Origin of the sequence: Streptococcus alactolyticus (genome assembly GCF_042649785.1) — a bacterium.
In the GTDB taxonomy this organism is placed as follows: domain Bacteria; phylum Bacillota; class Bacilli; order Lactobacillales; family Streptococcaceae; genus Streptococcus; species Streptococcus alactolyticus.
In genome coordinates this window covers 61,448-84,673 of the sequence record NZ_JBHRZX010000026.1, presented here as the reverse complement: position 1 = coordinate 84,673, position 23,226 = coordinate 61,448, and the positions used below count along the sequence as shown (strand labels likewise).

The following is a 23,226-nucleotide window of genomic DNA, read 5'->3' as shown; positions in this document are numbered from 1 at the left end:
TTTCATTTCCAAGAGAAGAACTCAGACCATTTCTTTGACCTCATCGAACAGGAAATAGCCATCGTTAATCCTACACCTTATCTTCAAAGTCGTCTTTGTTGTTTGTCTTAGCAGATATTGACTTTTCAGACAAGTTCATGTTTTGTGCGAACTTTTTCTTTGTGCCAAAAACTTCAACAATTTTTCCGTTCAATTTAGAATAATCGTATTTGTAAATCAAATGGTAACCTCTTTTCTTTTGTTCAACTTCTTGAACTTTATGGTTTTATTATACACCACCAAAAAATAAAGTCAAGACTTTTTGTTCATTTTTTTGAACTTTTTTTACTTTTTTCTTGAACTTTTTGAAAATGTACTATATAATATACCCATGAAAGGTGATATATTATGAAAGAAAATACTGCTCAAAGATTAGCTCAAATAATGAATGAACGGAATTTGAGACAAGTTGATATTCTTAAACAGTCAGAAAAATTCCAAAAAGAATTAGGAATAAAACTTGGTAAAAGCGCCCTCTCTCAATATGTTAGTGGGAAATCTATTCCAGACCAAGATAAATTGGTTCTTCTATCTAAAACATTAGGCGTATCAGAAGCTTGGTTAATGGGATATGATACTAATGAATCAACCGATGTCAAAAAAGAATCAATTGACCTTTCAAATTTGCGTGAAAAAGTCGTAATGTTTGACGGTAAGCCGTTATCTGATGATGACGTTAAAAAAATAGAACAAATTATTAGACTTTCAATTGAGGTAATGGGAGATGAAGATTGATGAGCTTTTAAAAGAATATAAAATATCATTGTTCGTTTTCCCTGCTGATATGTGGGAAAGGTCTGGGTTCTACTTCCCAGACCTAAGACGAATATGCATTAACGAATCATTGTCTAAACAAGAGCGTGAAAAAGTCATCTTACACGAACTTGGGCATATCAACCACGACCCCAAACATTACAAGAGACTACTTTTACAATACGAGAATCAAGCTGATAGATTTATGATTCATGAGTTATTAGTTGATTATTTGAAAACGACCGATATTTACGATTTTAATTGGGTTCGCTTCGCTACGCAGTATGATATTTCTACAACTTGGGGCGAAGCGATGATACAAGACGAATTTAGGAAAATTCAACAAAGTGTTAGTTAAAACTACGTGCAAAACTGAACCACGGTTAAAGATGATAGGAGATTAAAAATGAAATCTTATTTAAAGAAAATTTCAAAAAAGCATATTTTGATTATTGGTTTTTTATGCCTAATTTTACTTATAGCTACTGCTCTTGCGATGACACATACCAGTGAATCAAAGGCAAGCAAAGTAAGAACGACACAAACCACAAGTAAGAGTTCAAAGAAAAAAGAAAGTTCTAGCTCAACATCAAGCACAAGTTCTTCCACTTCTTCTCAATCGTCTAGTGAATCAACAAGCGAGGCTCAACAAGCCGAAGTTCCCGCTACTCAAACAGAGCAACAACCACAAGAGCAACAAGAAGCACCTCAACAGTCTGTTACACCAGCACAACCAAGTCAGGAGCAAATTCAACAAGCTCAAGAACAATATGGATACACTCCTGGCTATGGAGGATATTATCCATCTGATGAAGAAATAGCCGATGACCAAGCACGTCAGCAATGGTATGATGACCAAGTTCAATGGGGAATTGAACAAGGCTATATAGACCCAAATACTGGTGAGTATACAGGTCAATAAAATAAAAAAATCCCTACACTCCCTGTCGGATACAGTCAAAGTTATTCACTTAAATTTGTCCTGGACTACCGTAAAGGTGGCCAACAGATTTTTCAAGCTCCGAAATTGGGGCAGTTTTTACAAGGAGAATTTGCATGAAAATTGGAATTAGGACACCAAATCTAAAAAAGAGTATAAAGGCCCGCACAACTGGAAAAGTAAAAAGAAAAATGAAGAGTGCTGTTAATCCACTTTATGGCAAAAAAGGAATGGGAATGATTACCAATCCTAAAAAGGCTGTTTACAATAAAATTTATAACAAGACTACTATCGATCCTTTGAAAAGTATTAAAACTACAACTAAGAGCAAGAAAAAGACCTCATCTGCAAAAACAGTACCTGTTCAAAGTGTTTCCCTCCCTTCAGTCACTAAAACAGTAACCTATACATGCAACAAATGGATTTATATATTCCTAGCTCTTATGTTTGGTATTTTCGGTGCACAATATTTTTATTCTGGGCAAAAACAAAAAGGAATCCTTTCACTGTTATTCTGTTGGACTGGTATTCCTATGGTTATCGGAATTTTCCAAGCATTCGCAACACTCTTTAAATCAAGCGACCAAAACGGAAATATTTCTTTCGTGGTTACTGAGCATGCAAAACCTTCTGATGCAGTTGCTGATTGTGACAAAGTTCAGCAGTTGTTATCCGAAATTGAGGTACTTGAACCTACTCTAAAAACAACTCTTGATCCTGAAGAATATATTAGTACAGTAAAAAAAATATCCGACAATCTAAACGAGGTCACAAATTTCTCCAGAACTTATGCTAAAAATCCAAATTTCAATGCTCAGTCAATGGCTAACGCATTAGAAACTATGGTCCAAGGATTAGATGAGGAAGAAGAAAACTTCATCAGACGCTATCATTCTGAAAATCCTACTCAAGATGGTAGAGAAAAATTATCAGCTCATTTGGAATTTTTTAGTCCTAATGCAGCTGAATTAACTGAACAACTTTATAAATAAAAAAAGTTCTACACTCTCCTTCGCCAAAATTTGAGTGTAGAACTTAGCAAGTATAGTTTAGAAACCGCCATTTCAGGAGGCCTCTTTACTATACCCATTTTAACAGAAAATGAGGTAAAAGACAATGTGGATTGAAGAATTAGCTAATGGTAAATACAAGTATTTCGAACGCTACAAAGACCCATATACCGAAAAATGGCGCAAAGTATCTGTGACACTCGAAAGTAGTTCTAACCGAGCTAAAAAAGAAGCGCAAAAACTGCTCAATGAAAAAATTGATTCAAAACTTGAAAAGCTAAAAACAACTGATGCTTTATTTATAACAGTTTTTGAAGAGTGGTTACCAATCTATAAAGAGACGGTTAAAAAGAGCAGTTTGCACTCTACTTTGGCAACTATCAAACGAATAAAAAAAGATTTTGCTTTAGAAGTTCCAATTTCGAATATAACACCTAAATACATCCAGAATTACATTACTTCAAACGATGAATGGACGTACAGCCAAAAATATAGAATTAAATCTCTTTTGAACGTTTTCTTTGATTATGCAGTTTCTTTGGAAATAATCGAAAATAATCCAGCTCGAAAGATTGTGTTGAATAAACCTAGAAAGACCGCTGAGGAGTTGGAAGCAGTCGAAAATAAATACCTGGAACCAGACGAACTTAACCGCTTGTTAAAAGAGTTCTACAGAAAACCTATAACTTACAGATACGGACTGCTTTCAGAATTCATGACACTTAACGGTTGTCGCATTGGGGAAGCTGCAGCTTTAAAGCTCAAAAATTACCATAAGGAAAACAAAACAATTGATATACATGGCACGTTAACAAAATACGATGATAACCCAACCACACCGAAAACAACTGCTAGTTATCGAACTGTTTATCTGACAGATAGAGAAGTTGAAATATTAGATGAAATAATATCTATGAATAAGCTTCAAGAAGAGACAAACCCCAAATGGGAAAAATCAGATTTTATCTTTGTAACCAACACAGGAAATTCTGTTCAAAGTTCCGTTTTCGCAAAATCCTTACAAAGAGCAAATGAGCGACTGCAGAGGCCAATAAATAAACACATCTCAAGCCATATTTTTAGGCACACAATGATCAGTATGCTAGCTGAATATAATATTCCTTTGAAAGCAATCATGGATAGAGTTGGTCACTCTGACTCTGAAACAACAACTAAAATTTATACACACGTAACTAAAAATATGAAAAACAAAGCTGTTGAAGTTTTGAATCACATAGCAAATAGCAGGCAAAGTTAAAATAACTTTGCCCCTTTTTTGCCCCTTAAACACAAAAAAAGAGCCTATCTATTTCAGATAAGCTCTTAAAACGTTGTTATATCAACAATTATTTTTTAAGGTTGTAGAATGATTTCAATCCACGGTACTCAGCTACTTCACCAAGTTGGTCTTCGATACGAAGCAATTGGTTGTATTTAGCGATACGGTCAGTACGTGAAAGTGAACCAGTTTTAATTTGACCAGCGTTAGTTGCAACTGCGATGTCAGCGATTGTTGAATCTTCAGTTTCACCTGAACGGTGTGATACAACGGCAGTGTAACCAGCTTCTTTAGCCATTTCGATAGCTTCGAATGTTTCAGTCAAAGTACCGATTTGGTTAACTTTGATAAGGATTGAGTTAGCAGCACCTTCTTTGATACCACGTTCAAGGTATGAAGTGTTAGTTACGAAGAAGTCATCACCAACTAATTGAACACGGTCACCAAGACGTTTAGTAAGTTCTTTCCATCCGTCCCAGTCGTTTTCGTCCATTGCATCTTCGATAGTGATGATTGGGTATTTGTTAACCAATTCTTCGATGTAGTCGATTTGTTCTGCAGCAGTACGTTTAGCAGCACCTTCACCTTCGAATTTAGTGTAGTCATAGATTCCATCGTTGTAGAATTCTGATGATGCACAGTCAAATCCAAGGAATACATCTTCACCTGGTTTGTAACCAGCAGTTTCGATTGCTTTGATGATAGTTTCTACAGCGTCTTCAGTACCATCAAATTTAGGAGCGAATCCACCTTCGTCACCAACAGCTGTTTCAAGACCACGTTCTTTAAGGATTTTCTTAAGAGTGTGGAAGATTTCAGCACCCCAACGAAGAGCTTCTTTGAATGTAGGTGCACCAGCAGGTACGATCATGAATTCTTGGAAAGCGATTGGAGCGTCTGAGTGAGAACCACCGTTGATGATGTTCATCATTGGAGTTGGAAGAACTTTAGTGTTGAAACCACCAAGGTAGCTGTAAAGTGGAACTTCAAGATAGTCAGCTGCTGCACGAGCTACGGCAATAGAAACACCAAGGATAGCATTTGCACCGAGTTTACCTTTGTTTGGAGTACCATCAAGAGCGATCATTGCACGGTCGATTGCTTGTTGATCACGAACATCGAAACCAATGATAGCTTCAGCAATGATGTTATTAACATTGTCAACAGCTTTTTGAGTACCAAGACCATTGTAACGAGATTTGTCTCCGTCACGAAGTTCAACTGCTTCGTGTTCACCAGTAGAAGCTCCTGAAGGAACCATACCACGTCCAAATGCACCTGATTCAGTGTAAACTTCTACTTCAAGTGTTGGGTTACCGCGTGAGTCAAGGACTTCGCGAGCGTAAACATCAGTAATAATTGACATTATGTTACTCTCCTTATGAGTTTTAATATTTTACACTACAAATAATACCATAATATCACGGCTTAGGCAAATAAAAACGAGAATTTTTGTAAATGTTGTCACAATATTTTTGTGAATTTCCATTTTCTTACTTCATTTGGTTAAAAAAATGACAGTTAGCGGGATTTAGCCTATAATAAGACTAATAAATGTGAGGTGTTAATATGAGTGAACTAGAAAACAAGGTGCTGCACGCTGCAGCAGGTGAAAAACGCTTGAATCCAGATGAACAACGGCTTTATTTTGGGACTTTCGCTGAACGAGTCGTTTTGTCTATCCCTGTAGAAGATAGCCGTTTAAAAGCGACTAAAGGACGATTTAAAGGCATTTTAAAAGAATTATACCAAGAATACACCACTTTATTTGTCAAAATCTCACCATCTTTGTCTTTTGCGGACCAATGTTATTATATGAAAGTGGCTCAAAACCTTTCTATTCAAGCCACGATTGTTGATGAAAAAAATGCCCATTCGCCTTATGGTATCATCGTTCATTCTGACAAGGCAGAAAATGTGGACAATCCTTTATTGTCCGTGCGCTTTCCACAGCCCGTCGATGAGGAAAAACCTCAAAAAGCCAATAAAAGTGGCTTTTGGTCTAGACTCTTCCACAAGGATTAAAAATCAGTCAAGGCTAAAAGATTGCCAATATTTTGAGCGGTGCGTTCTAGGTTTTGAGGGGCTTTTGCCAAGGTCTTTTCCAAGGAGTCCACACCTGAAATAATTGGAAAAGCGGCTTGGATATTGGCAACAGGAAAGTCAGGCAAATCGTCTTTCAAGCTACCGCAGATAGCAATAACCAGCGTGCCCTTTGGAGTGCGTCTAGCAACACCAACAGGGGCTTTCCCTGATAGGCTTTGCTGATCCATGCGTCCTTCTCCAACAATAACCAAATCAGCTGCTTGAACTCGGCGATCAAAATCAAGCACATCAAGAACAGCATCAATACCTGAGATAATTTTTCCACCAGCAAAGGCAACTAAGCCAGCTGCCATACCCCCACCAGCTCCTGCTCCTGCCAAATCAAGAAGTTCTGGAAAGGATTGGCGGTAAAACTGTTCCATGGCCTTATCCACATGGGCAAAGTCAGTCTTGGGCAATCCCTTTTGCCCTGCAAAAATGTAGGTCGCTCCTTTGGGACCACACAAGGGATTGGTGACATCAGTAATGATAGTAAGGGTGACTTGCGAAAGGTCTGGAGAATTAGAATCGCGAAAGAATCTGACAATATTCCCAAGATTGTCACCAATAGCAGCGAGTTCTTGACCAGCTTCATCAAAGAAATGATAACCAAGACCAGCTGCCATACCCAGTCCGCCATCATTTGTCGAACTCCCACCAACGCCCACCATGATATCCGTGATACCAAGGTCAATCAGGTGTGCCAACATCTCGCCAACACCTTCTGTGGTTAAGGTTAAAGGATTGCGTTTAACAAGAGGAACTTTTTCCAAGCCGCAAATGTCAGCCATTTCAAAAACAGCTAAGTGGCCATTTGTCGCGTAATGTGCTTGAACAGCTTGCCCCAAAGCGCCGGTCACCGTGTGACTGTGACTTTCTAGGTGCAGACCTTCTGCCAAGGCTGCTAGGGTGCCTTCTCCACCATCACCAATCGGCATACGGTCAAAAGTCGCCTCTGGCAAAGCTTTTTGAAACCCCTTCTGAATGGCTTTAGCCACCTCAGAAGCGGACAAACTTTCTTTAAATGAATCGGGTGCTATCAGGATATGCATATAACCCACTCTCCTTTATTTCTTTAATACTATTATAACGTTTTTGAAAGTTACGAGGTTAACAAAATGGAAAAATGGGATGCTTACTTAGCAAATGGTCACAAAACCAATCACATCTTAATCCGAGGGCAAAGCATTCCAGATGGATTCTATCATTTGGCTGTCAAATGTTTGGTGCAACACCTTGATGGTAGCCTTTTGTTTATGCAGCGCCATCTTGATAAGAAGCTTTTTCCTGGCTTTTTTGAGGCCAGTGCAGCAGGCTCTGCCCTTTACGGCGAAAACTCTGAGCAAGCTATTCGGCGGGAGTTGCTGGAAGAAACGGGACTTGTACCAGCTAAACTAACCTTTTCAAAAAGGATTGTTTACAAGGAAGATCAGTGCCTTATGGATCGTTATGTTGCTCTTGTGGATTGTCCAAAAGACCACATAACCCTTCAAGATGGGGAAACCATTGCTTATCAGTGGGTTACTAAGGAAGATTTCAAGCGTTTTTTAGAGAAGTATTCCGTCGTTCCTGCACATCGTTTGATGTTAGAATCGTTATTTTTGGATAAATGAAAAGTCAGCCTCATCTTTGGCTGACTTTTTGCTTGTCTTATTTAGCTAGCGTTTTCTTTGAGGCGTAAAACAACAGTTGTCAAAGAATCAAGGGTTAGACCATCTTCTGTCATCGTAACACCACTTGGATCAGGAATGGCTTCCACTCCAGCTTGCTCCCCGTCCACAACGACCTCTGCGGCTAATAGATCTTTGTAAGCATCGGTCAAGAAAACATGACGCGCCACACTATCAGCATTGATAAAGACAGCGTAACGGTCGCCGTTGCTAGCGAGGGTTTGGTAAGCAATCACTAAATCATCGTAACCAATGCCATTTTCATTTGGAATGGTGATTAGGCTGACATTTTGGTCAATCATTTCCTTGGTGGCCAGGGTAAAGGCATCCGTTGAGCGACGCAGGTGAATCAATCCCTTGGTGTAAGCTCTGCTTTGGGTATTGTCAGGATAATGATCGCTATCTGTAGCCTTGCTCCAATCAAAATGGTTAATCGCATCTATCGAATCATAAGAATCACTGATGAAATAAGGGTAGTCAAACGGTGTGCCGTCTTCGTAAGTCAAGTAATCTGATTTGGCGGGAACTTGGTCAAGAGCAACAGGTCCACGGTAAGCTTCGTCACGGAATTGTTTGGTACGACCGTATTCTTGTCCAGAGTGGATAAAGGCTGTTCCTTGTGAGGTTAAAATGAGGGCATTCCCCAAACGCAAGCGGCGTTGGATTTCTGCTTCGTGCTTAGGAATGCTTGGGTCTTTGTGAATGGATTTGGCAATCACATCATGCAAAGTCAAATTATCGTGTGCGGCGATGTATTGTACAACATCTCCTGGATCATCAGCTAAAAAGTTATTTGGCTGAGCCTTGATATTATTAAATAGCAGATTTAGGGGCCTTGCACCGCCTGTTAGAAAGGCAGGTGAGCCTTCGCTTGGGTAGCCAGATTTTAACAAATTACGCATGTCATCAGAGAAAGAACCAACGCTGTCTGTCTGTGACATCCAAGTTTGGTCGGCAGGTTGACGCCAATCGTTGCTATCACCTACATAAGAAATCCACCCTTCCCCAAGCATAATGATATTAGGGTTTAATTTTTTAGCAGCATCGTAAGCCATTTGCACGGTTTGGGCATCCAAATCCCCCATCATGTCAAAACGGAAACCATCCACTTTGAATTCTTTAACCCAGTAAAGCACGGAATCCATGACCAAACGACGAGTCATGTAGTGGGTTGTCCCTGGGCGACCACCACCAAAACTTGTCTTAGCAGTGCCGTCTTCTTCCATGAAATGGTAATAATTTGGCTCCAAGTCCTCTAAAATAGCTAGATCAGCCGTATGGTTATAAACAACGTCCAAGATAACCCCCATGCCACGCTCATGAATAGCATGAACCAAGTCTTTGAATTCTGCAATGCGTTCTTGTGGGTCTTGCGGGTCAGCTGAATACATCCCTGTCAAGGCAAAATAACTTTGTGGGTCATAACCCCAATTGTAATTGGTATTGCTAGAAGCGTAATTCAGTAAGCACACATCATTTTTAAATTCATTGGCGAAATAATAGCTCATCACAGGCAAAAGCTGGATGTGGGTAACACCAAGGTCTTTTAGGTAATCCAATTTATCAATGAAGGCTGAAAAGGTTCCAAAAGGATGGTGCAAGTCGTCAGCAATAGCTGGGTCTGACGTGAAATCACGAACGTGTGCCTCATAAATAATGGCATCTTCACGTTTGGTGTAGCCTTTGATATGAGCATAGTCTAATTTTTGGTTGCCAATCGATGCGGTGTCCACAATGGCAGCCTTGGCAACCTTATGCGATGGGTCAAGACCAATCCAATCACTGTTCCAAGCGGCTAAAGATTTGGCATAAGGGTCTAGGGTCAAGAAGGTTTCTCGATCACGTTCCATTTCGTAATGGTAATAATAACCACGGTAATCTGAAATGCTTAATCCAGTGGCTGAAGTCAGACTGATTGACCACTCGCCTTTGGCACCTTTAGTCATTGGCAATTTAGCAAGGACATTATTTTGATTGTCCTTATCATAAAGAATCACAGACACTTGGTTGGCGCTTGGTGCCCAAACAGTCAAGTCAACACGCGCACCTTTATCTGACACGCGCGTACCCAATTCCCCATCATAAGCATATAAATAATCCGTATATCGCCAAGTCTTTTTCGCACGGAAATAACCGCCTAAATAATCAACATAATAAGGGGCTAAATGCTCTGAAAAATCCCCTACAACAATAATTCTGTTGCGTTCAGCATCCAAGAAAATATCAGAAACCACGACGTCATGACCATATTTGTCATTCATTCTAAGCGTTTGAAAGAGTTCCTCTCTAGCAATGCCCATCAGATTATCCACAAAAATAACCACTTTTTTGGAACTGGTTTGCTGAACAGACAGAATACTAACGGTACTTAAAACATATGACTTCATATATATTATGTAATCCCCTACCTCTCACACATTCTAGTTTTTTGCCTTTGAAAAGGGGATTAACACTCAAGTTAGGCTGAAGCGTCTGACACCTGACGCCAACCAATCGTTGACCATTATCATCCCCAAACGTAACAAAAAACACTTAAAACCTTTTTTCTGCTCACAGTATACACAATATTATGCAATTACGCAAGCGTTTTCTATGTGAATATTGGCTTTCTTTATTTTCATTTAAACTTTCAATAATTGGTAATTTCTGGGCGGTCGTGAAGCCTGCTTTTCTTACCTTGGCGTGCTTTTAAAACAGCATCAACATCTTCAATACTAACGCCAGTTTCGACCAACATTACTGCCAAATGGTACAGAACATCTGCTGTTTCATTAGCGATTTCTATCTTGTCTGCATTTTTGGCAGCGACAACCACTTCGGTGGCTTCTTCACCGACTTTTTTGAGAATTTTATCCAAGCCTTTGTCAAAAAGGTAATTGGTGTAAGAACCTTCTTTTGGATTGTTCTTACGGTCTTTAGCCTCTTGGTATAATGTATCTAACATGAATATCCCCCTTCTTTTTGCCTACAAAATCTGATTGAAAAAGCAGCTATAAGCGCCTGTGTGGCAAGCAGCACCCTCTTGCTCAACGACAACCAATAAGGTATCACAGTCGCAATCCGTTTTGATTGATTTGACGTATTGATAATGACCGCTGGTTGCCCCTTTATGCCAGATTTCTTGACGTGAGCGGCTCCAGTAGTGCATTTGCTTGGTTTCCAATGTTAAGTGATACGCTTCTTCGTTCATGTAGGCTAACATCAGTACTTGTCCTGTTTGGTAATCCGTCACAATCACAGGAACAAGACCATCTTGTTTCGCAAAATCAAGTTTTATTTCACTCATTGTCTCACCTCAATTCCTGCAGCAGCCATGGCAGCTTTGGTGTCAGCAATTGAAACTTCGCCAAAGTGGAAAATAGAAGCAGCAAGGGCACCTGTGGCAGTGGTATTTTCAAAAACCTCAACGATATGGTCAATCTTACCTGCACCTCCAGAAGCAATCAAGGGCACATTGACCACATCTGCAACGGCATTTAGCATCTCCAAATCAAAGCCTGACTTGGTGCCGTCCTTATCCATACTGGTCAGCAAAATTTCACCCGCACCAAGCTCAACCACCGTTTTTGCCCATTCTAACAAGTCAATTCCTGTGTCCTTACGACCACCTGCCACATAAACGTGCCAAGTTCCGTCAGAAACCTTGCGGGCATCGATAGCTGCGACCACACATTGACTGCCAAATTTCTCTGCACAATCCTTGATAAGTTGAGGATTGGCAACGGCTGAGGAATTGACAGCCACCTTATCCGCCCCAGCTTTAAGCATCTTCTGCATATCCTCTACCGAGCGAATGCCTCCTCCTACGGTAAAAGGAATAAAAACTTGTTCTGCCACGCGTTTGACCATTTCCACCGTGGTTTCGCGTTCTTCGTGCGTTGCGGTAATGTCCAAGAAAACCAATTCATCACAACCTGCCTCATAGTAAGCACGCGCCGCGTCAACAGGATCACCAACATCAGAGAGATTGACAAAATTAACCCCCTTAACCACACGTCCGTCTTTAACATCCAAGCAAGGAATAATGCGTTTTTTCAGCATAAATCACCCTCCAAATGCTTTGAGTTCCTCAAGGCTGATATTGCCGTTGTAATAAGCTTTTCCGACAACCGTACCAGCCACACCAATGGCTTGCAATCTAACCAAATCTTGTACCTGTGAAATGCCACCAGAAGCGATGACCTTGGCTATTTTGAGCTCTGACACTAGACGTTCATAATGCTCGATATTTGGTCCCATTAGCGTACCATCACGGTCAACATCGGTATAGACAAACAAGGTCACACCCATTTTTTCCATGGCTTTGGCTAGGCTAATGTAGTCAACATTGCTGGTTTCTAGCCAACCTTCTGTCGCCACCCAACCATCTTTGGCATCAATTCCAACAACAATCTTATCACTACCAAATCGACTGAGAGCTTCTTGCACAAAAGCTGGCGCTTTTACTGCCATCGACCCAATAATCACACGGTCAATGCCAAGGCTTAAATAGTCCTCAATTTGTTCAAGGGTGCGAATGCCGCCACCCACTTCAACGCCCAATCCTGTGACTTCTTTCAAACGTGCAATTAATTCACGATTGGTTGCCTTGCCATCAAGGGCACCGTCCAAATCCACAACATGAATAAACTGAATCCCTGCTTGAGCAAACTGCTTGGCTTGGTCTATCACATCAGGATTAACCACCGTTTTTTGCTGAAAATCGCCCTTGAACAAGCGAACCGCTTGCCCATCTTTAATATCAATAGCTGGAAGAATTTGCATAGGAACCTCCTTTTTTTCTACTGCCTATTTTTGTTCACAAAGCTGGGTAAAAGCTTTTAAAATCCCCAGACCAACGTCGCCTGATTTTTCAGGGTGAAATTGAGCCCCGTACACATTGTCCTTGTGAATCATGGCTGGGATAGCCATGCCATAATCAGTAGTCACATCGATGTAGGCTTTAGGAACGTCTGTAAAATAGCTGTGCACAAAATAAACCGATTGCCTAGCTAGTCCATCAGTAAGCGGACTATCTTGGATCACAGAAAGATCATTCCAACCTATATGGGGCACAGGCATGGTTTTGGTCGCCTTAATGGGACGACAGACCCCTGGAATAAAACCAAATCCCTCGGTTTCTTGGTGCTCGAGCCCCACTTCTGTCAGCACTTGCATTCCTAGACAAATGCCCAATAAAGGCGTCCCCTGTGCAACAGCTTCCTTAATAACCGAAACCAAGCCACGTTTGTGAAGCTCTGCCATGGCTGCTGGATAGGCCCCAACGCCTGGTAAAATCAGACCGTCTGCTGTCAAGATTTTGCTGGCATCTTGGGACAATTCCGCTGGCATACCAATTTTGCTCAAGGCTCGCAGCACATTAGCCGTATTTCCTGCATCGTAATCAATAACAATTATTTTCATTTACGCTACCAAAGCCCTGACAACACCGCCTAGTTAAGCTGCATTGTGGCTAATTTCCTTTCTCTTGTTTTAGAGCAAGCCTTTTGTAGAATTAACCCCTTGGATTTCAGGATTGATGGTAATGGCTTCGCGTAACGCCCGCCCAGTTGCTTTAAACAAGCTTTCTGATTTGTGGTGATTGTTTTTACCATGCAAAATCTTCAAATGCAAATTCATCTGCACATTGAAAGCCAAGGCTTGGAAAAATTCCTCCACCAACTCGGTATCGAAATTACCCAACTTGGGATTATCAAATGTGCAATCAAACACCAAATAACTACGTCCTGACAAATCAAGACTTGCCAGGCCCAACGTTTCATCCATGGGCACAAAAGACGTGCCGTAGCGATTGATACCAGCCTTATCCCCCAAAGCTTCTTTCAAGGCTTGACCAAGCACAATGCCCACATCTTCAACCGTGTGGTGGCTGTCAACGTGCAAATCACCGTCTGCTTTAACCACCAAGGAAAAGCGGCCGTGTCTGGCCATAAGGGTCAACATATGGTCAAAAAAGCCCACCCCAGTGTCAATACTCACAGGTTCTTGAGCGTCTAAATTAAGACTCAATTGAATCTTGGTTTCAAATGTATTGCGTTCGATACTTGCTGTTCTCATAAAATTTCCCTTTCCAAAATGGGAGTCACACCCTTGATTCCTTCTGGTCTAGGAGGTCAATAAGGTGATACAAATCAGGTTCATTGATCTGATAAAGTGCTTCTTGTCGCACAATAGGCTTGGCACAAAAGGCAATACCCATACCCGCCGTTTTTATCATAGGCAAGTCATTAGCACCATCACCCATAGCAATGGTTTGGCTGAGTTCCAAACCATTTTCAGCTGCCCACTCCTGTAATTTGGCCTTTTTAACCTCTTTGGTAACCACTTCGCCAAGCACTCTACCTGTCAAGACACCTTCTGCCACTTCCAAGCGGTTAGCCTTGACATAATCCAGCCCTAGGCGTTTGGCTAACACATCCACCGTTTCGTGAAAGCCACCTGATACCACACCGACTTTGTAGCCACGGCGGTGCAATTCTGCCACTAATTTTTCAGCACCTTTAGTAAAATGCATGCGCTCGAGTACCTGCTCAAAAATGCTTTCTGGCAGGCCCTTTAACAAGCTAACACGTTCATCCAAGGCCTGTTTGAAATCCAATTCGCCATTCATAGCACGCGCTGTGATATCCGCAATTTTTTCCCCGACACCAGCTTCTTCACCCAATAAATCAATACCTTCTTCTTGAATGAGGGTTGAATCCACATCCATTACCAATAATCCCTTTACTTTAGTCATGGCGCACCTCGATTGCTTTGGCGTGAGCTTGCAGGCCTTCGGCATAAGCTAGACGTGTGATGTCTTGACTTGCTGCTTGCACGGCTGCTTTTGAATACTGCATGTACTGGATGCGTTTGATGAAATCATGCACCCCAAGAGCTGATGAAAATCGGCTGGTGCGGGTTGTCGGCAAAACGTGGTTGGCACCAGCATAATAATCCCCAATCGGTTCACTTGTGAAATGCCCAAGGAAAACAGAACCCGCATTTTCAACCGCATCAAGGTAATCATAGGCATTATCCATGGCAATTTCCAAGTGTTCTGGAGCCACTTGATTCATCAAGGAAAACATGGCTGGAGCCGATTCTGCCAAGATAATTCGTCCGTTGTTTTCGATAGAGGCACGCGCAATCTCCTCGCGTGGCAAGCGTTTGAGCTGCTCTTCAATTTCTAGTTCAACCGCATCTGCCAACTCTTTAGAATTGGTCACCAAAATGGCACGTGCTCGCACGTCGTGTTCGGCCTGAGAAAGCAGATCAGCTGCTACGTATTTGGGATTGGCCGTGTGATCTGCTATGACGCCGATTTCTGACGGACCTGCAATCATATCAATCCCAACAATGCCGTACACCATTTTCTTAGCCGTTGCAACAAAGATATTGCCAGGACCCGTAATCTTATCCACTCGCGGAATGCTTTCTGTCCCATAAGCCAAGGCTGCGATACCTTGCGCCCCACCAACTTGATATATTTTGTCAACGCCAGCCAATGATGCCGCCACCAAAATAGCTGGTTCAAAGTGCTCTTGCGGTGGGGTAATCATGATAATTTCCCTTACGCCTGCAATTTTAGCTGGAATCACATTCATCAAGACAGATGAAGGATAGGCTGCCGTCCCACCTGGAACGTAAACTCCCACACGTTCAATGGGACGAACCAGTTGCCCACGAATGACACCATCACTAGGAGCGTCCTCAAACCCTGTTTCCAATTGTTGCTTGTGATAGCTTTCAATATTGGCTTTGGCGCGTTTGAGGGCTTCTAAGACATCTGCATCAATGGTCGCAAAAGCTTGGTCAATTAAATCGGATCCCACCTCAAAATCATCAAGGCTAATCTTGTCAAAGGTTTCAGAATACTTTCTTAGGGCTTGGTCGCCATTTTTCTTGACATCTTCCAAAATCTGACGAACCACGTCGTCCACGTCACGGTTGTCCTTGCTCAATTCCAGTTGTTCTTGGTACAAGAGTTCTGAAATCTCTTTGGTCGTTCCTGTTAAGCGTTTCATATAAAAGCTACCTCCTCATTTCCAACAATCGTTTCCAGTTTTTGAATAAAAGGCATAATTTCTGGGTTGTTTTTCAATGCTGCTTTATTGACAATCAAGCGCGCCGAGATACGGCAAATATCCTCATAAACAGTCAAACCATTTGCAGCCAGTGTGTTTCCCGTTTCTACGATATCAACAATAGCATCCGCCAAACCAATCACGGGGGCAATCTCAACACTTCCTTGAATGGAAATAATCTCTACATCCTCCCCCTTGCTGTTAAAATAATCCGTCGCAATCGTTGGGTATTTTGTGGCAATGCGCTTACGCTTGTGGTCGTAGGGATTATAATTTTGGGTCGAAGCCACGGAAAACTTACACAATCCAAAATTCAAATCCAGCATTTCTAAATAGCCAGTCGGGTGTTCAATCAGCACGTCCTTGCCAACTACCCCAAGGTCAGCCACCCCATGCCGCACATAAGTGGTCACATCAGGCGCCTTGACCAGTAAAAATCGCAAGGTTTTGTCAGGACTTTCAAAAATCAAATTTCGCCCTTTATTGTCCATAAAAGACATATCAAAACCAACTTTTTCTAAGAGTTTCACCGTATCTTTTTCAATACGCCCTTTGGTTAGAGCGATGGTTATTTTATGAGTCATTAAGCACCTCCTTCTAAATGGTCATGCACCGCTTGGTAAATGGCATCAATATCTACTGCCCACCCAACTGCGGTCAATTTTGTAGCACCAAATCGTTCAAACAATTTATCGTAACGCCCACCTGACGCAAAAGCATCTGGCACTTTATTCCCAAATACCTTGAACATCACCCCTGTGTAATAAGGCATGGTAGGCATTTGGGCCAAATCAATATAGCTTTCTGTCAAGACATCTGACACTTGCTCTAGAAGCATTTCCAAGTCAGTCAAGGCTGCTAAAATCCTTTCATTTTCCACCAAGTATCGTGCTTTATCCAAGACCTGATAGCTTTCCCCGAACAAGAAAGGTAGAGCTTTCAAGAAAGCGTCCAATTCGCTTGGGTAGCGCTTGGTAAAAGTGTTTAGCTGGGTTATATTTTTGTCCCGAATGGCTTGTGCCAATGCTTCCCCAGCATCTTGTGGCAAAGCCAAGGTTTCAAAAATCGTCTGCAAAATCGCTGCATGGGACAATTCAAATTGGTAAGATGGAATGCCTGCAATATCCAGAGCTTTTTTGGCTGAAACAATAGCTTCACAAACCGCTTCCTTGGCAGGGTAGCCCACAATTTCAATCCCAGCTTGGGTGTGCTCATTGGTCAAGCCACGCATTTCCTCATTGTACTTAAACACCTTTCCTGAATAAGAAAATTTAATAGGCGTTTCCACCTGTGTTGAGGCGATAACACGCCCAATCTGACTCGTAATGTCAGGACGTAGCGTCAGCAATTCTCCGCTTTTATCAAAAAAATGGTAATGATTGCTCGTCACACTGTCATTAAACACTTCAAAATGCTCTAAAGTTGGGGTTTCGATGCGATGAAAGCCTTGGCTCATCAAAAAATCACTAATATCACGCTCAATGGTATAAGTCACACGCGCACGCTTGAATAATTTATCGTGCATGCCGACGGGTAATGTTGTCTTTTTCATACGCTCAACTCCTGCTTGCATCTTATGATGCCTCTTGAAAAGCCTTAATCACTACAATAACCTGCCCCATCTCCGCCTGATTTCCAATAGAAATCCGCAGATGATTTTGAAGGCGTTTAACTTTTGGAAAATACCGCACATGAATCTGATGGGCTTGCAGGTAATCAAATAAGGCTGGTGCTTCGTGATTTGGGCATTCTGCCAATACAAAATTGGTTTGCGACTCCAAAACAGTAAAACCTAGCTGAGAAAGCGCCTCACTAAACCAGTGCCGTGTCGCTATGATTTTTTGGCAAGTACCTTCGTAATAGTCCCAAGATTCCACTGCCGCGACTGCCAATTCTTCCGCAATCAAATCAACGTTGTAAGGATTGATGGCATTTTTCACTGCATTGATGACCGCCATCAAGTTGGGATTTCCGATACCGTAACCAACGCGCAAGCCCGCCAGTGAAGCATCCTTGGAAAAGGTTCGTGTGATAAATAGATTATCGTATTTCTTCAGCAAAGGCAGAGCCGTTTTCCCTCCAAAATTGATATAAGCCTCATCAACGATAACCACCACATCAGGATGAGCTTTGATAAGTTTTTCCAAATCATCAAGGGACTTGTAAATGCCTGTCGGCGCATTGGGATTTGCCAAAACAATGCCCCCACAATCCCTCATATAATCTTCCACATCTATTTCAAAAGCTTGATTGAGCGGCACTTCGATAAAAGGAATGTGGTACAAGTCCGCCCAAACCTTATAAAACCCATAAGTCAAATCTGGAAACAAAACAGGTTGTCCACTGTTAAAAAAAGCAAGAAAAGCCATAGACAAAATGTCATCCGACCCATTGCCAATAATAATTTGACTAGGGTCAAGACCATGTTGCTTGGCTAGTGCCACCCGCAAGGCTTCTTGGTTCAAAGTGGAATACTTGCGCAAGCGATGGGCATCAAAATGAGAAAAAGCATCCGCCACCTTTGGACTTGGTCCATAAGCATTTTCATTGGTATTCAATTTGATAATGTGCTCGCCGCTTGGCTGACTGCCAGCAACATAAGGCTCAATCGCCCGTAATCCTTTAATCTTTGCCATAAACATACCCTTTCTCTTTTTGATGTTCAAAAAAACGCCCTCGCAAAAAAATTGCAAGGACGTTCAAAACGTGGTTCCACCTTTGATTCAACAGCCAGTCGCCTCAACTGTTCTCATGAAGTACGTGACTTCTGATTCGTAACGTGAATCCGCCCGTCGTGCACTACTATCTGCTGAGTTCGCACACGCGCTCAAGAATGTGTCACCCAAGGATTGCACACTCTTCTCACCACTGAGCACTCTCTGTCTGTTGTCTTGGGCTTTTTCTATCATCGCTTTACTATGATTTAAAAATATTTTACAAGAAAATTCTAAAAATAGCAAGCTTAAAATAAGATTTTTTATATTTATACAATTTTAGACAAAAAAAGAAGAAGACCATATGGCCTTCTTAGCTGATTAAAAACGAATTTGTTCACGTGTTTTTTCATATGATGAAACGAAGCGGTCTGTAACACCTGGTTCAACAGTTTCAAGAGCATATGAAATTTCATCAAATGACGCTTGGTAATCATTATCCACTTCAAACAATTTCAACGCGTGTTCGAAACTATTTTGAACGCTTGGTTCAAAGCTACGGTAACGGTTTGAATATTGTAAGAGTTGCTCAGTCAATGTTGCATTTTGCACGACTTGGTAAGTTGCTTCTTCAAGATTGGCAATGGCAGCTGTTGCAACATCTGTCAGACGAGCCACAGCATCAATGTCAATACGTCCACGACTCAATTCACTAATCAAGGCTTCTAATTGAGAACTTGTCGTGAAGAAAGTACTCAAGAAATCTTGTGGAATACCTGGCAAATTGCGTTTTTCCATATAACGTTTGATCATGTGCAAACGATTGATGTATTTTTCCAGTTTTTGACGAGCCACTGTTTCGATTTCTTCAATGTTTTTGACTTGTTCAAAGACTTCCATTTGACCTTCTTCAACAGAGTCAAGGGTTTTCAAAGTCTTGTCAAAAATCAATTGCAACTCAGTAAATGGACGTTCTTGTGTACCAAAGGCTTCAACAATTGGCATCACTTCAAGATCAATTTCTTCTAATTTTTGAGCAAATGAACGAAGACTCAAACTGTCGCTATCCCCTAAAATATATTTATGGGATAGGCGTTTGATTTCATTTTCCAACTTGTCGTTGTTGGCTTTTGCGTGTGCCAAATAATCTGGAATAATCTTGCTGTCTTTCAAAGCCAATTTATGCGCTGCAATTTCGCGTTCAAACAACTCATACATGGTGTCGATCTTGCTTTGAATACGTTCATTTTCATTACGAGCACGGTCCAAATCAAGTGTGACTAACTCTGAAGAGTTGGCACGAATGGCATCGCGGATTTCTTGGAAACGGGTTTCGATATCTTTTTCAGCAAAGTGGTAATTTTGCTCTAGCAAACGGCGATAACCTTGTTCCAAGTCATCCATTTGATCAGGAAAATCATCTTCTAGTTTCGCAACAATTGCTGGGATTTGTTCTGAAATTTGACCAAGTGCAATGGTATGCTCTTCAGCACGATCCAAAACTTCAGAAGCCTCAACGGGATCCCCTGTTGAGTTCAATGTGACAAATTGAGAAAACTCAGTTTCGATATTTTTCAATTGCTTGTCAATCTCAGGCATCGTAGAACCAAAATTGTCCTCTTTTTCCGAGATAGAAGCTTGAAGGGTTTCGTATAAATCCAAAGCGTGTTTGACACGAGCACTGTTTTTCTCTTCTTGTTCTTTCAAGACTGAGAGAGCCTCACGAATGGCATTGATGTCTTCTTCGATGACGTTCAATTGGCTTTCAACGTTGTCAATCTCATGTTTGGCTTTGATGAATTTAAAGCTGTTGTTAAGATTTTCAGCTTCAAAGATATGATTTTCAATATCAGAAAAAGAATTGAGAGAAAGATCTACCCATTTTTGATTCCATTCACGAAAAGTTGTCTGACTTTGACCAATCAAATGAAGGCTCTTAACAGCTTCAATTTCATCGTTGACCGGTAAACCAAATAAGGACTGCTTCTTTTCTTCTAAAGTTGCAATCAATGAATCATTTCGCTTGCGCACAACCACACCGACTAAGTAAGCAATGATGATGATTAAAACAATTGCCACAAGCAGTAATATAATTCCGCTCGACATTTAAAACTCCTTATAAATTGTCTTTTTATCGTAAAATATCTATAACATTACGATTATAACATACTTAAAGAGAGTATGCAGCATTTTTTACTCGTCTTTCTCATTAAAAATCAAGCGTGCTATAGACCGCATTTTCTTCAATGAAAACTCGACGAGGTTCCACTCGATCTCCCATCAGCATATCGAAAATTTTATCTGCTTCAGCGGCATCATCAACAGAAACCCTTGCCATCAATCGGTTTTCTGGATCCATTGTTGTTTCCCAAAGCTGATGATCGTCCATCTCTCCTAACCCTTTGTAACGCTGAACCGTTGGTTTAGAGCGTCCTTCTTTATAACGCTCCATCGCTGCTTGCAATTCGGCTTCCTGATTGGCACCAGGCTGGATGTATTCTTTAATTTCACTTCCCACTTTGACCCCATAAATTGGTGGTTGAGCAATATAGACATAGCCAGCCTCCAAAATAGGACGCATAAAGCGGTAAATCAAGGTCAAAAGCAAGGTACGAATGTGGGCACCGTCAACATCGGCATCGGTCATGATAACCAATTTGTGATAACGAGCTTTTGACACATCAAAATCAGCCCCAAAACCAGTTCCCATAGCTGTAAACAAGCTGCGAATTTCTTCGTTGGCTAAAATTTTATCCATGCTGGCTTTTTCCACATTCAAAATTTTACCACGAATTGGCAAAATGGCTTGGTGTTCACGGTTACGGCCTGATTTGGCAGAACCACCGGCTGAATCCCCCTCAACGATAAACAATTCATTCATTGATGGGTCGTTTGACGAGCAATCTGCCAATTTGCCAGGAAGGTTTGAGATTTCAAGCCCTGATTTCTTACGGGTCACTTCACGAGCTCGTTTTGCTGCAATGCGAGCTTTGGAAGCCAAAATCCCTTTTTCAACGATTTTCTTGGCAATCTGAGGATTTTCTAACAAGAAACGTCCAAAAGCTTCGCTGAACAAACGGTTGGTGATTTTCACCACTTCTGAATTGCCCAGCTTAGTTTTGGTTTGCCCTTCAAATTGTGGGTTTGGGTGTTTGACCGAAATCACGGCAGTCAAGCCTTCACGGACATCTTCACCTGTCAAATTGTCCTCTTTTTCCTTAATGAGCTTGTTTTGGCGAGCGTAATCATTAATCACACGCGTCAAAGCTGTTCGGAAACCTTGTTCGTGAGTTCCACCCTCATGGGTATGAATATTATTGGCAAAGCTCATGACCGTTTCGTGGTAACCAGTTGTGTATTGCATGGCCACTTCAACCGAAATACCATCCATTTCACCTGAAGTGTAGATCGGTGTTGGGAAAATCACGTCTTTATTTTCATTGATAAAGGCAACATAACTTGAAATACCACCTTCGTAATGGAAATGTTTTTCCTGCTCTAGCTCTTCGCGTCGATCGGTGATGGAAATCCGCAAGCCTTTGTTTAAGAAAGCCAACTCTTGGATACGTTTGGATAATTTGTCAAAATCAAAAGTCGTCGTTTCTGTAAAGATCTTAGGGTCTGGTGTGAAATGAACGGTTGTTCCGTGGCGATCCGTTTCGCCGACAACCTTCAAATCGTCCTGAACCTGCCCTTTGAAATACTCTTGGTAATAGATATGCCCATCACGATAGACAGAAACATCTAGCTGCGTTGATAAAGCATTAACAACAGATGAACCAACCCCGTGCAAACCACCTGAAACCTTATAGCCTCCGCCGCCAAATTTACCACCGGCGTGTAAGACCGTAAAGACGGTTTCAACGGCTGGACGTCCTGTTTTTTCTTGAATGTCAACAGGAATCCCACGACCGTCATCCACAACAGTGATGGAATTGTCTTTTTCGATAAAGACTTCGATGTGCGTGGCAAAGCCTGCTAGAGCTTCGTCAATCGAATTGTCAACAATCTCCCAAACCAAGTGATGCAGACCTTCTTTTGAGGTCGAACCAATGTACATCCCCGGTCGCATACGAACAGCTTCCAAGCCTTCTAAAACTTGGATTTGGCTCGCATCATATTCCTTTGCTAATTCTGATAAATTTTTCGTTTCTTCCGTCATTATTTCACTATCTCCATTAGGGACTTGGTCCCATCAACTAATAACGTATCAAAGCCTGCCGCCTGACCAGCTTGCCTATCAATATCACGATCACCAATAACCAAAGCGTCCTTGATATCATACTTTTTCTTGAGGTACAACATGGACTCTGGATTAGGCTTACGGGCAAAACCACTTTCTGAGGTCACCACTTCTGTGAAATAGGGCAAGAGCTGGGTCTTTTTCAAAATGTCCAGCACTAACTTGTTGCGGTGAGACACCAAGAAATTTCGCCCGCCATCAGCCACAATAGCCTGCAAGACCTCACGCGCTCCAGGAAATAAAATAGGCGACTCCAACAGTTCAGCCTCTTTTTCCTTGTATGCCTTTAAAAACTGAGGTTGATCAGGGATAAATCGGGCAATAGCAGCGTCCGTTGACTCCTTTAATTTACTGTGCACCTCGTCGTGTGAGGCTTGTTTTCCAAATGTTTTGAGGGTATCTACGAAAGCTTGTGTCGATATTTCATAATTATCGAGCAACGTACCTCCCAAATCCCATATATAATCACGATAATTCATGTGTTTAT

General features: G+C 41.6%; 24 protein-coding genes and 1 pseudogene. 7 read left to right on the top strand and 18 right to left on the bottom strand.

All coding sequences use genetic code 11. The annotated features are described in order from the left end of the window. Nucleotides 1–70: 70 nt before the first annotated feature. Nucleotides 71–220: a DUF739 family protein gene (locus ACFORE_RS06275; protein WP_380435059.1), complete on the bottom strand. Its 150-nt coding sequence runs from the start codon at nt 218–220 to the stop codon at nt 71–73. 167 nt (nt 221–387) lie between these two features. Here ACFORE_RS06275 and ACFORE_RS06270 point away from each other — a divergent pair, with 167 nt between their 5' ends. From ACFORE_RS06270 to ACFORE_RS06250, 5 genes are all read left to right on the top strand, one after another. Continuing rightward, nucleotides 388–774: a helix-turn-helix domain-containing protein gene (locus ACFORE_RS06270; protein WP_214262960.1), complete on the top strand. Its 387-nt coding sequence runs from the start codon at nt 388–390 to the stop codon at nt 772–774. Beyond that, complete coding sequence (locus tag ACFORE_RS06265) at nt 764–1,150, top strand: ImmA/IrrE family metallo-endopeptidase (RefSeq protein ID WP_380435058.1); 387 nt, start codon at nt 764–766, stop codon at nt 1,148–1,150. The genes ACFORE_RS06270 and ACFORE_RS06265 overlap by 11 nt, the downstream gene beginning before the upstream one ends. Before the next feature lie 48 nt (nt 1,151–1,198). After that, nucleotides 1,199–1,714, top strand: coding sequence for a hypothetical protein (locus ACFORE_RS06260; RefSeq protein ID WP_380435057.1), 516 nt, complete (start codon nt 1,199–1,201; stop codon nt 1,712–1,714). A 134-nt stretch (nt 1,715–1,848) separates the two neighbouring features. After that, entirely contained in the window at nt 1,849–2,724 is an 876-nt protein-coding gene (locus ACFORE_RS06255; RefSeq protein WP_380435056.1) for a TM2 domain-containing protein, read from the top strand. Nucleotides 2,725–2,848: 124 nt separating this feature from the next. After that, complete coding sequence (locus tag ACFORE_RS06250; protein WP_380435055.1) at nt 2,849–4,000, top strand: tyrosine-type recombinase/integrase; 1,152 nt, start codon at nt 2,849–2,851, stop codon at nt 3,998–4,000. Between the two features lie 88 nt (nt 4,001–4,088). Here the strand turns inward: ACFORE_RS06250 and eno are convergent, their stop codons facing one another. Then, the gene (eno, locus tag ACFORE_RS06245; protein WP_154454240.1) at nt 4,089–5,387 is read right to left on the bottom strand and encodes a surface-displayed alpha-enolase; all 1,299 of its coding nucleotides are present in this window, start codon (nt 5,385–5,387) and stop codon (nt 4,089–4,091) included. 203 nt (nt 5,388–5,590) lie between these two features. On the opposite strand from eno, the gene ACFORE_RS06240 reads away from it, so the two are divergent. Further along, nucleotides 5,591–6,046: a YueI family protein gene (locus tag ACFORE_RS06240; protein ID WP_293678448.1), complete on the top strand. Its 456-nt coding sequence runs from the start codon at nt 5,591–5,593 to the stop codon at nt 6,044–6,046. Here the strand turns inward: ACFORE_RS06240 and ACFORE_RS06235 are convergent. Beyond that, nucleotides 6,043–7,158 (bottom strand): glycerate kinase family protein, encoded by a 1,116-nt coding sequence (locus ACFORE_RS06235; RefSeq protein ID WP_235280560.1) that lies wholly within the window; start codon nt 7,156–7,158, stop codon nt 6,043–6,045. The genes ACFORE_RS06240 and ACFORE_RS06235 overlap by 4 nt on opposite strands. 66 nt (nt 7,159–7,224) lie before the next feature. Here ACFORE_RS06235 and ACFORE_RS06230 point away from each other — a divergent pair, with 66 nt between their 5' ends. After that, nucleotides 7,225–7,719 (top strand): NUDIX hydrolase, encoded by a 495-nt coding sequence (locus ACFORE_RS06230; RefSeq protein ID WP_264879695.1) that lies wholly within the window; start codon nt 7,225–7,227, stop codon nt 7,717–7,719. Between the two features lie 53 nt (nt 7,720–7,772). On the opposite strand, the pseudogene ACFORE_RS06225 reads toward ACFORE_RS06230, so the two are convergent. From ACFORE_RS06225 to ACFORE_RS06155, 15 genes and pseudogenes are all read right to left on the bottom strand, one after another. Further along, nucleotides 7,773–10,178 (bottom strand): annotated as a pseudogene (locus tag ACFORE_RS06225) (pullulanase); the annotation flags it as partial. Between the two features lie 227 nt (nt 10,179–10,405). Further along, a complete protein-coding gene (hisE, locus tag ACFORE_RS06220; protein ID WP_154454235.1) occupies nt 10,406–10,720 on the bottom strand; it encodes a phosphoribosyl-ATP diphosphatase in 315 nt (104 codons plus the stop codon). A gap of 21 nt (nt 10,721–10,741) precedes the next feature. Further along, nucleotides 10,742–11,062 carry a phosphoribosyl-AMP cyclohydrolase gene (gene hisI / locus ACFORE_RS06215; protein WP_154454234.1) on the bottom strand — a complete coding sequence of 107 codons (321 nt, stop codon included), beginning with the start codon at nt 11,060–11,062 and terminating at the stop codon, nt 10,742–10,744. Continuing rightward, the gene (gene hisF, locus ACFORE_RS06210; protein WP_264879696.1) at nt 11,059–11,817 is read right to left on the bottom strand and encodes an imidazole glycerol phosphate synthase subunit HisF; all 759 of its coding nucleotides are present in this window, start codon (nt 11,815–11,817) and stop codon (nt 11,059–11,061) included. Before hisF ends, hisI begins: the two co-directional genes overlap by 4 nt. 3 nt (nt 11,818–11,820) lie before the next feature. Beyond that, nucleotides 11,821–12,540 (bottom strand): 1-(5-phosphoribosyl)-5-[(5-phosphoribosylamino)methylideneamino]imidazole-4-carboxamide isomerase, encoded by a 720-nt coding sequence (hisA, locus tag ACFORE_RS06205; RefSeq protein ID WP_380435054.1) that lies wholly within the window; start codon nt 12,538–12,540, stop codon nt 11,821–11,823. A gap of 24 nt (nt 12,541–12,564) precedes the next feature. Further along, nucleotides 12,565–13,179 (bottom strand): imidazole glycerol phosphate synthase subunit HisH, encoded by a 615-nt coding sequence (hisH, locus tag ACFORE_RS06200; protein WP_154454231.1) that lies wholly within the window; start codon nt 13,177–13,179, stop codon nt 12,565–12,567. A 69-nt stretch (nt 13,180–13,248) separates the two neighbouring features. Continuing rightward, nucleotides 13,249–13,833 carry an imidazoleglycerol-phosphate dehydratase HisB gene (hisB, locus tag ACFORE_RS06195; RefSeq protein ID WP_154454230.1) on the bottom strand — a complete coding sequence of 195 codons (585 nt, stop codon included), beginning with the start codon at nt 13,831–13,833 and terminating at the stop codon, nt 13,249–13,251. Nucleotides 13,834–13,858: 25 nt separating this feature from the next. Then, nucleotides 13,859–14,512, bottom strand: coding sequence for a phosphoserine phosphatase SerB (gene serB, locus ACFORE_RS06190; RefSeq protein WP_154454229.1), 654 nt, complete (start codon nt 14,510–14,512; stop codon nt 13,859–13,861). Next, the gene (gene hisD, locus ACFORE_RS06185; protein ID WP_264879698.1) at nt 14,505–15,782 is read right to left on the bottom strand and encodes a histidinol dehydrogenase; all 1,278 of its coding nucleotides are present in this window, start codon (nt 15,780–15,782) and stop codon (nt 14,505–14,507) included. The genes serB and hisD overlap by 8 nt, the downstream gene beginning before the upstream one ends. Beyond that, the gene (hisG, locus tag ACFORE_RS06180) at nt 15,779–16,426 is read right to left on the bottom strand and encodes an ATP phosphoribosyltransferase (protein ID WP_154454227.1); all 648 of its coding nucleotides are present in this window, start codon (nt 16,424–16,426) and stop codon (nt 15,779–15,781) included. The genes hisD and hisG overlap by 4 nt, the downstream gene beginning before the upstream one ends. After that, nucleotides 16,426–17,394, bottom strand: coding sequence for an ATP phosphoribosyltransferase regulatory subunit (locus tag ACFORE_RS06175; RefSeq protein WP_154454226.1), 969 nt, complete (start codon nt 17,392–17,394; stop codon nt 16,426–16,428). Before ACFORE_RS06175 ends, hisG begins: the two co-directional genes overlap by 1 nt. A gap of 22 nt (nt 17,395–17,416) precedes the next feature. After that, the gene (hisC, locus tag ACFORE_RS06170; protein ID WP_154454225.1) at nt 17,417–18,478 is read right to left on the bottom strand and encodes a histidinol-phosphate transaminase; all 1,062 of its coding nucleotides are present in this window, start codon (nt 18,476–18,478) and stop codon (nt 17,417–17,419) included. A gap of 399 nt (nt 18,479–18,877) precedes the next feature. After that, nucleotides 18,878–20,602 carry a septation ring formation regulator EzrA gene (ezrA, locus tag ACFORE_RS06165; RefSeq protein ID WP_380435053.1) on the bottom strand — a complete coding sequence of 575 codons (1,725 nt, stop codon included), beginning with the start codon at nt 20,600–20,602 and terminating at the stop codon, nt 18,878–18,880. A 103-nt stretch (nt 20,603–20,705) separates the two neighbouring features. Beyond that, a complete protein-coding gene (gene gyrB / locus ACFORE_RS06160) occupies nt 20,706–22,658 on the bottom strand; it encodes a DNA topoisomerase (ATP-hydrolyzing) subunit B (protein WP_154454223.1) in 1,953 nt (650 codons plus the stop codon). Next, nucleotides 22,658–23,218 carry an HAD-IA family hydrolase gene (locus ACFORE_RS06155; RefSeq protein ID WP_154454222.1) on the bottom strand — a complete coding sequence of 187 codons (561 nt, stop codon included), beginning with the start codon at nt 23,216–23,218 and terminating at the stop codon, nt 22,658–22,660. Before ACFORE_RS06155 ends, gyrB begins: the two co-directional genes overlap by 1 nt. Between the last annotated feature and the right edge of the window lie 8 nt (nt 23,219–23,226).

What these genes read in the sequence shown, in the direction of transcription:
- ACFORE_RS06270 (WP_214262960.1), top strand. Translation starts at nt 388, where the DNA reads ATGAAAGAAAATACTGCTCAAAGATTAGCTCAAATAATGAATGAACGG.
- ACFORE_RS06265 (WP_380435058.1), top strand. Translation starts at nt 764, where the DNA reads ATGAAGATTGATGAGCTTTTAAAAGAATATAAAATATCATTGTTCGTT.
- ACFORE_RS06260 (WP_380435057.1), top strand. Translation starts at nt 1,199, where the DNA reads ATGAAATCTTATTTAAAGAAAATTTCAAAAAAGCATATTTTGATTATT.
- ACFORE_RS06255 (WP_380435056.1), top strand. Translation starts at nt 1,849, where the DNA reads ATGAAAATTGGAATTAGGACACCAAATCTAAAAAAGAGTATAAAGGCC.
- ACFORE_RS06250 (WP_380435055.1), top strand. Translation starts at nt 2,849, where the DNA reads ATGTGGATTGAAGAATTAGCTAATGGTAAATACAAGTATTTCGAACGC.
- eno (WP_154454240.1), bottom strand. Translation starts at nt 5,387, where the DNA reads ATGTCAATTATTACTGATGTTTACGCTCGCGAAGTCCTTGACTCACGC.
- ACFORE_RS06240 (WP_293678448.1), top strand. Translation starts at nt 5,591, where the DNA reads ATGAGTGAACTAGAAAACAAGGTGCTGCACGCTGCAGCAGGTGAAAAA.
- ACFORE_RS06235 (WP_235280560.1), bottom strand. Translation starts at nt 7,158, where the DNA reads ATGCATATCCTGATAGCACCCGATTCATTTAAAGAAAGTTTGTCCGCT.
- ACFORE_RS06230 (WP_264879695.1), top strand. Translation starts at nt 7,225, where the DNA reads ATGGAAAAATGGGATGCTTACTTAGCAAATGGTCACAAAACCAATCAC.
- hisE (WP_154454235.1), bottom strand. Translation starts at nt 10,720, where the DNA reads ATGTTAGATACATTATACCAAGAGGCTAAAGACCGTAAGAACAATCCA.
- hisI (WP_154454234.1), bottom strand. Translation starts at nt 11,062, where the DNA reads ATGAGTGAAATAAAACTTGATTTTGCGAAACAAGATGGTCTTGTTCCT.
- hisF (WP_264879696.1), bottom strand. Translation starts at nt 11,817, where the DNA reads ATGCTGAAAAAACGCATTATTCCTTGCTTGGATGTTAAAGACGGACGT.
- hisA (WP_380435054.1), bottom strand. Translation starts at nt 12,540, where the DNA reads ATGCAAATTCTTCCAGCTATTGATATTAAAGATGGGCAAGCGGTTCGC.
- hisH (WP_154454231.1), bottom strand. Translation starts at nt 13,179, where the DNA reads ATGAAAATAATTGTTATTGATTACGATGCAGGAAATACGGCTAATGTG.
- hisB (WP_154454230.1), bottom strand. Translation starts at nt 13,833, where the DNA reads ATGAGAACAGCAAGTATCGAACGCAATACATTTGAAACCAAGATTCAA.
- serB (WP_154454229.1), bottom strand. Translation starts at nt 14,512, where the DNA reads ATGACTAAAGTAAAGGGATTATTGGTAATGGATGTGGATTCAACCCTC.
- hisD (WP_264879698.1), bottom strand. Translation starts at nt 15,782, where the DNA reads ATGAAACGCTTAACAGGAACGACCAAAGAGATTTCAGAACTCTTGTAC.
- hisG (WP_154454227.1), bottom strand. Translation starts at nt 16,426, where the DNA reads ATGACTCATAAAATAACCATCGCTCTAACCAAAGGGCGTATTGAAAAA.
- ACFORE_RS06175 (WP_154454226.1), bottom strand. Translation starts at nt 17,394, where the DNA reads ATGAAAAAGACAACATTACCCGTCGGCATGCACGATAAATTATTCAAG.
- hisC (WP_154454225.1), bottom strand. Translation starts at nt 18,478, where the DNA reads ATGGCAAAGATTAAAGGATTACGGGCGATTGAGCCTTATGTTGCTGGC.
- ezrA (WP_380435053.1), bottom strand. Translation starts at nt 20,602, where the DNA reads ATGTCGAGCGGAATTATATTACTGCTTGTGGCAATTGTTTTAATCATC.
- gyrB (WP_154454223.1), bottom strand. Translation starts at nt 22,658, where the DNA reads ATGACGGAAGAAACGAAAAATTTATCAGAATTAGCAAAGGAATATGAT.
- ACFORE_RS06155 (WP_154454222.1), bottom strand. Translation starts at nt 23,218, where the DNA reads ATGAATTATCGTGATTATATATGGGATTTGGGAGGTACGTTGCTCGAT.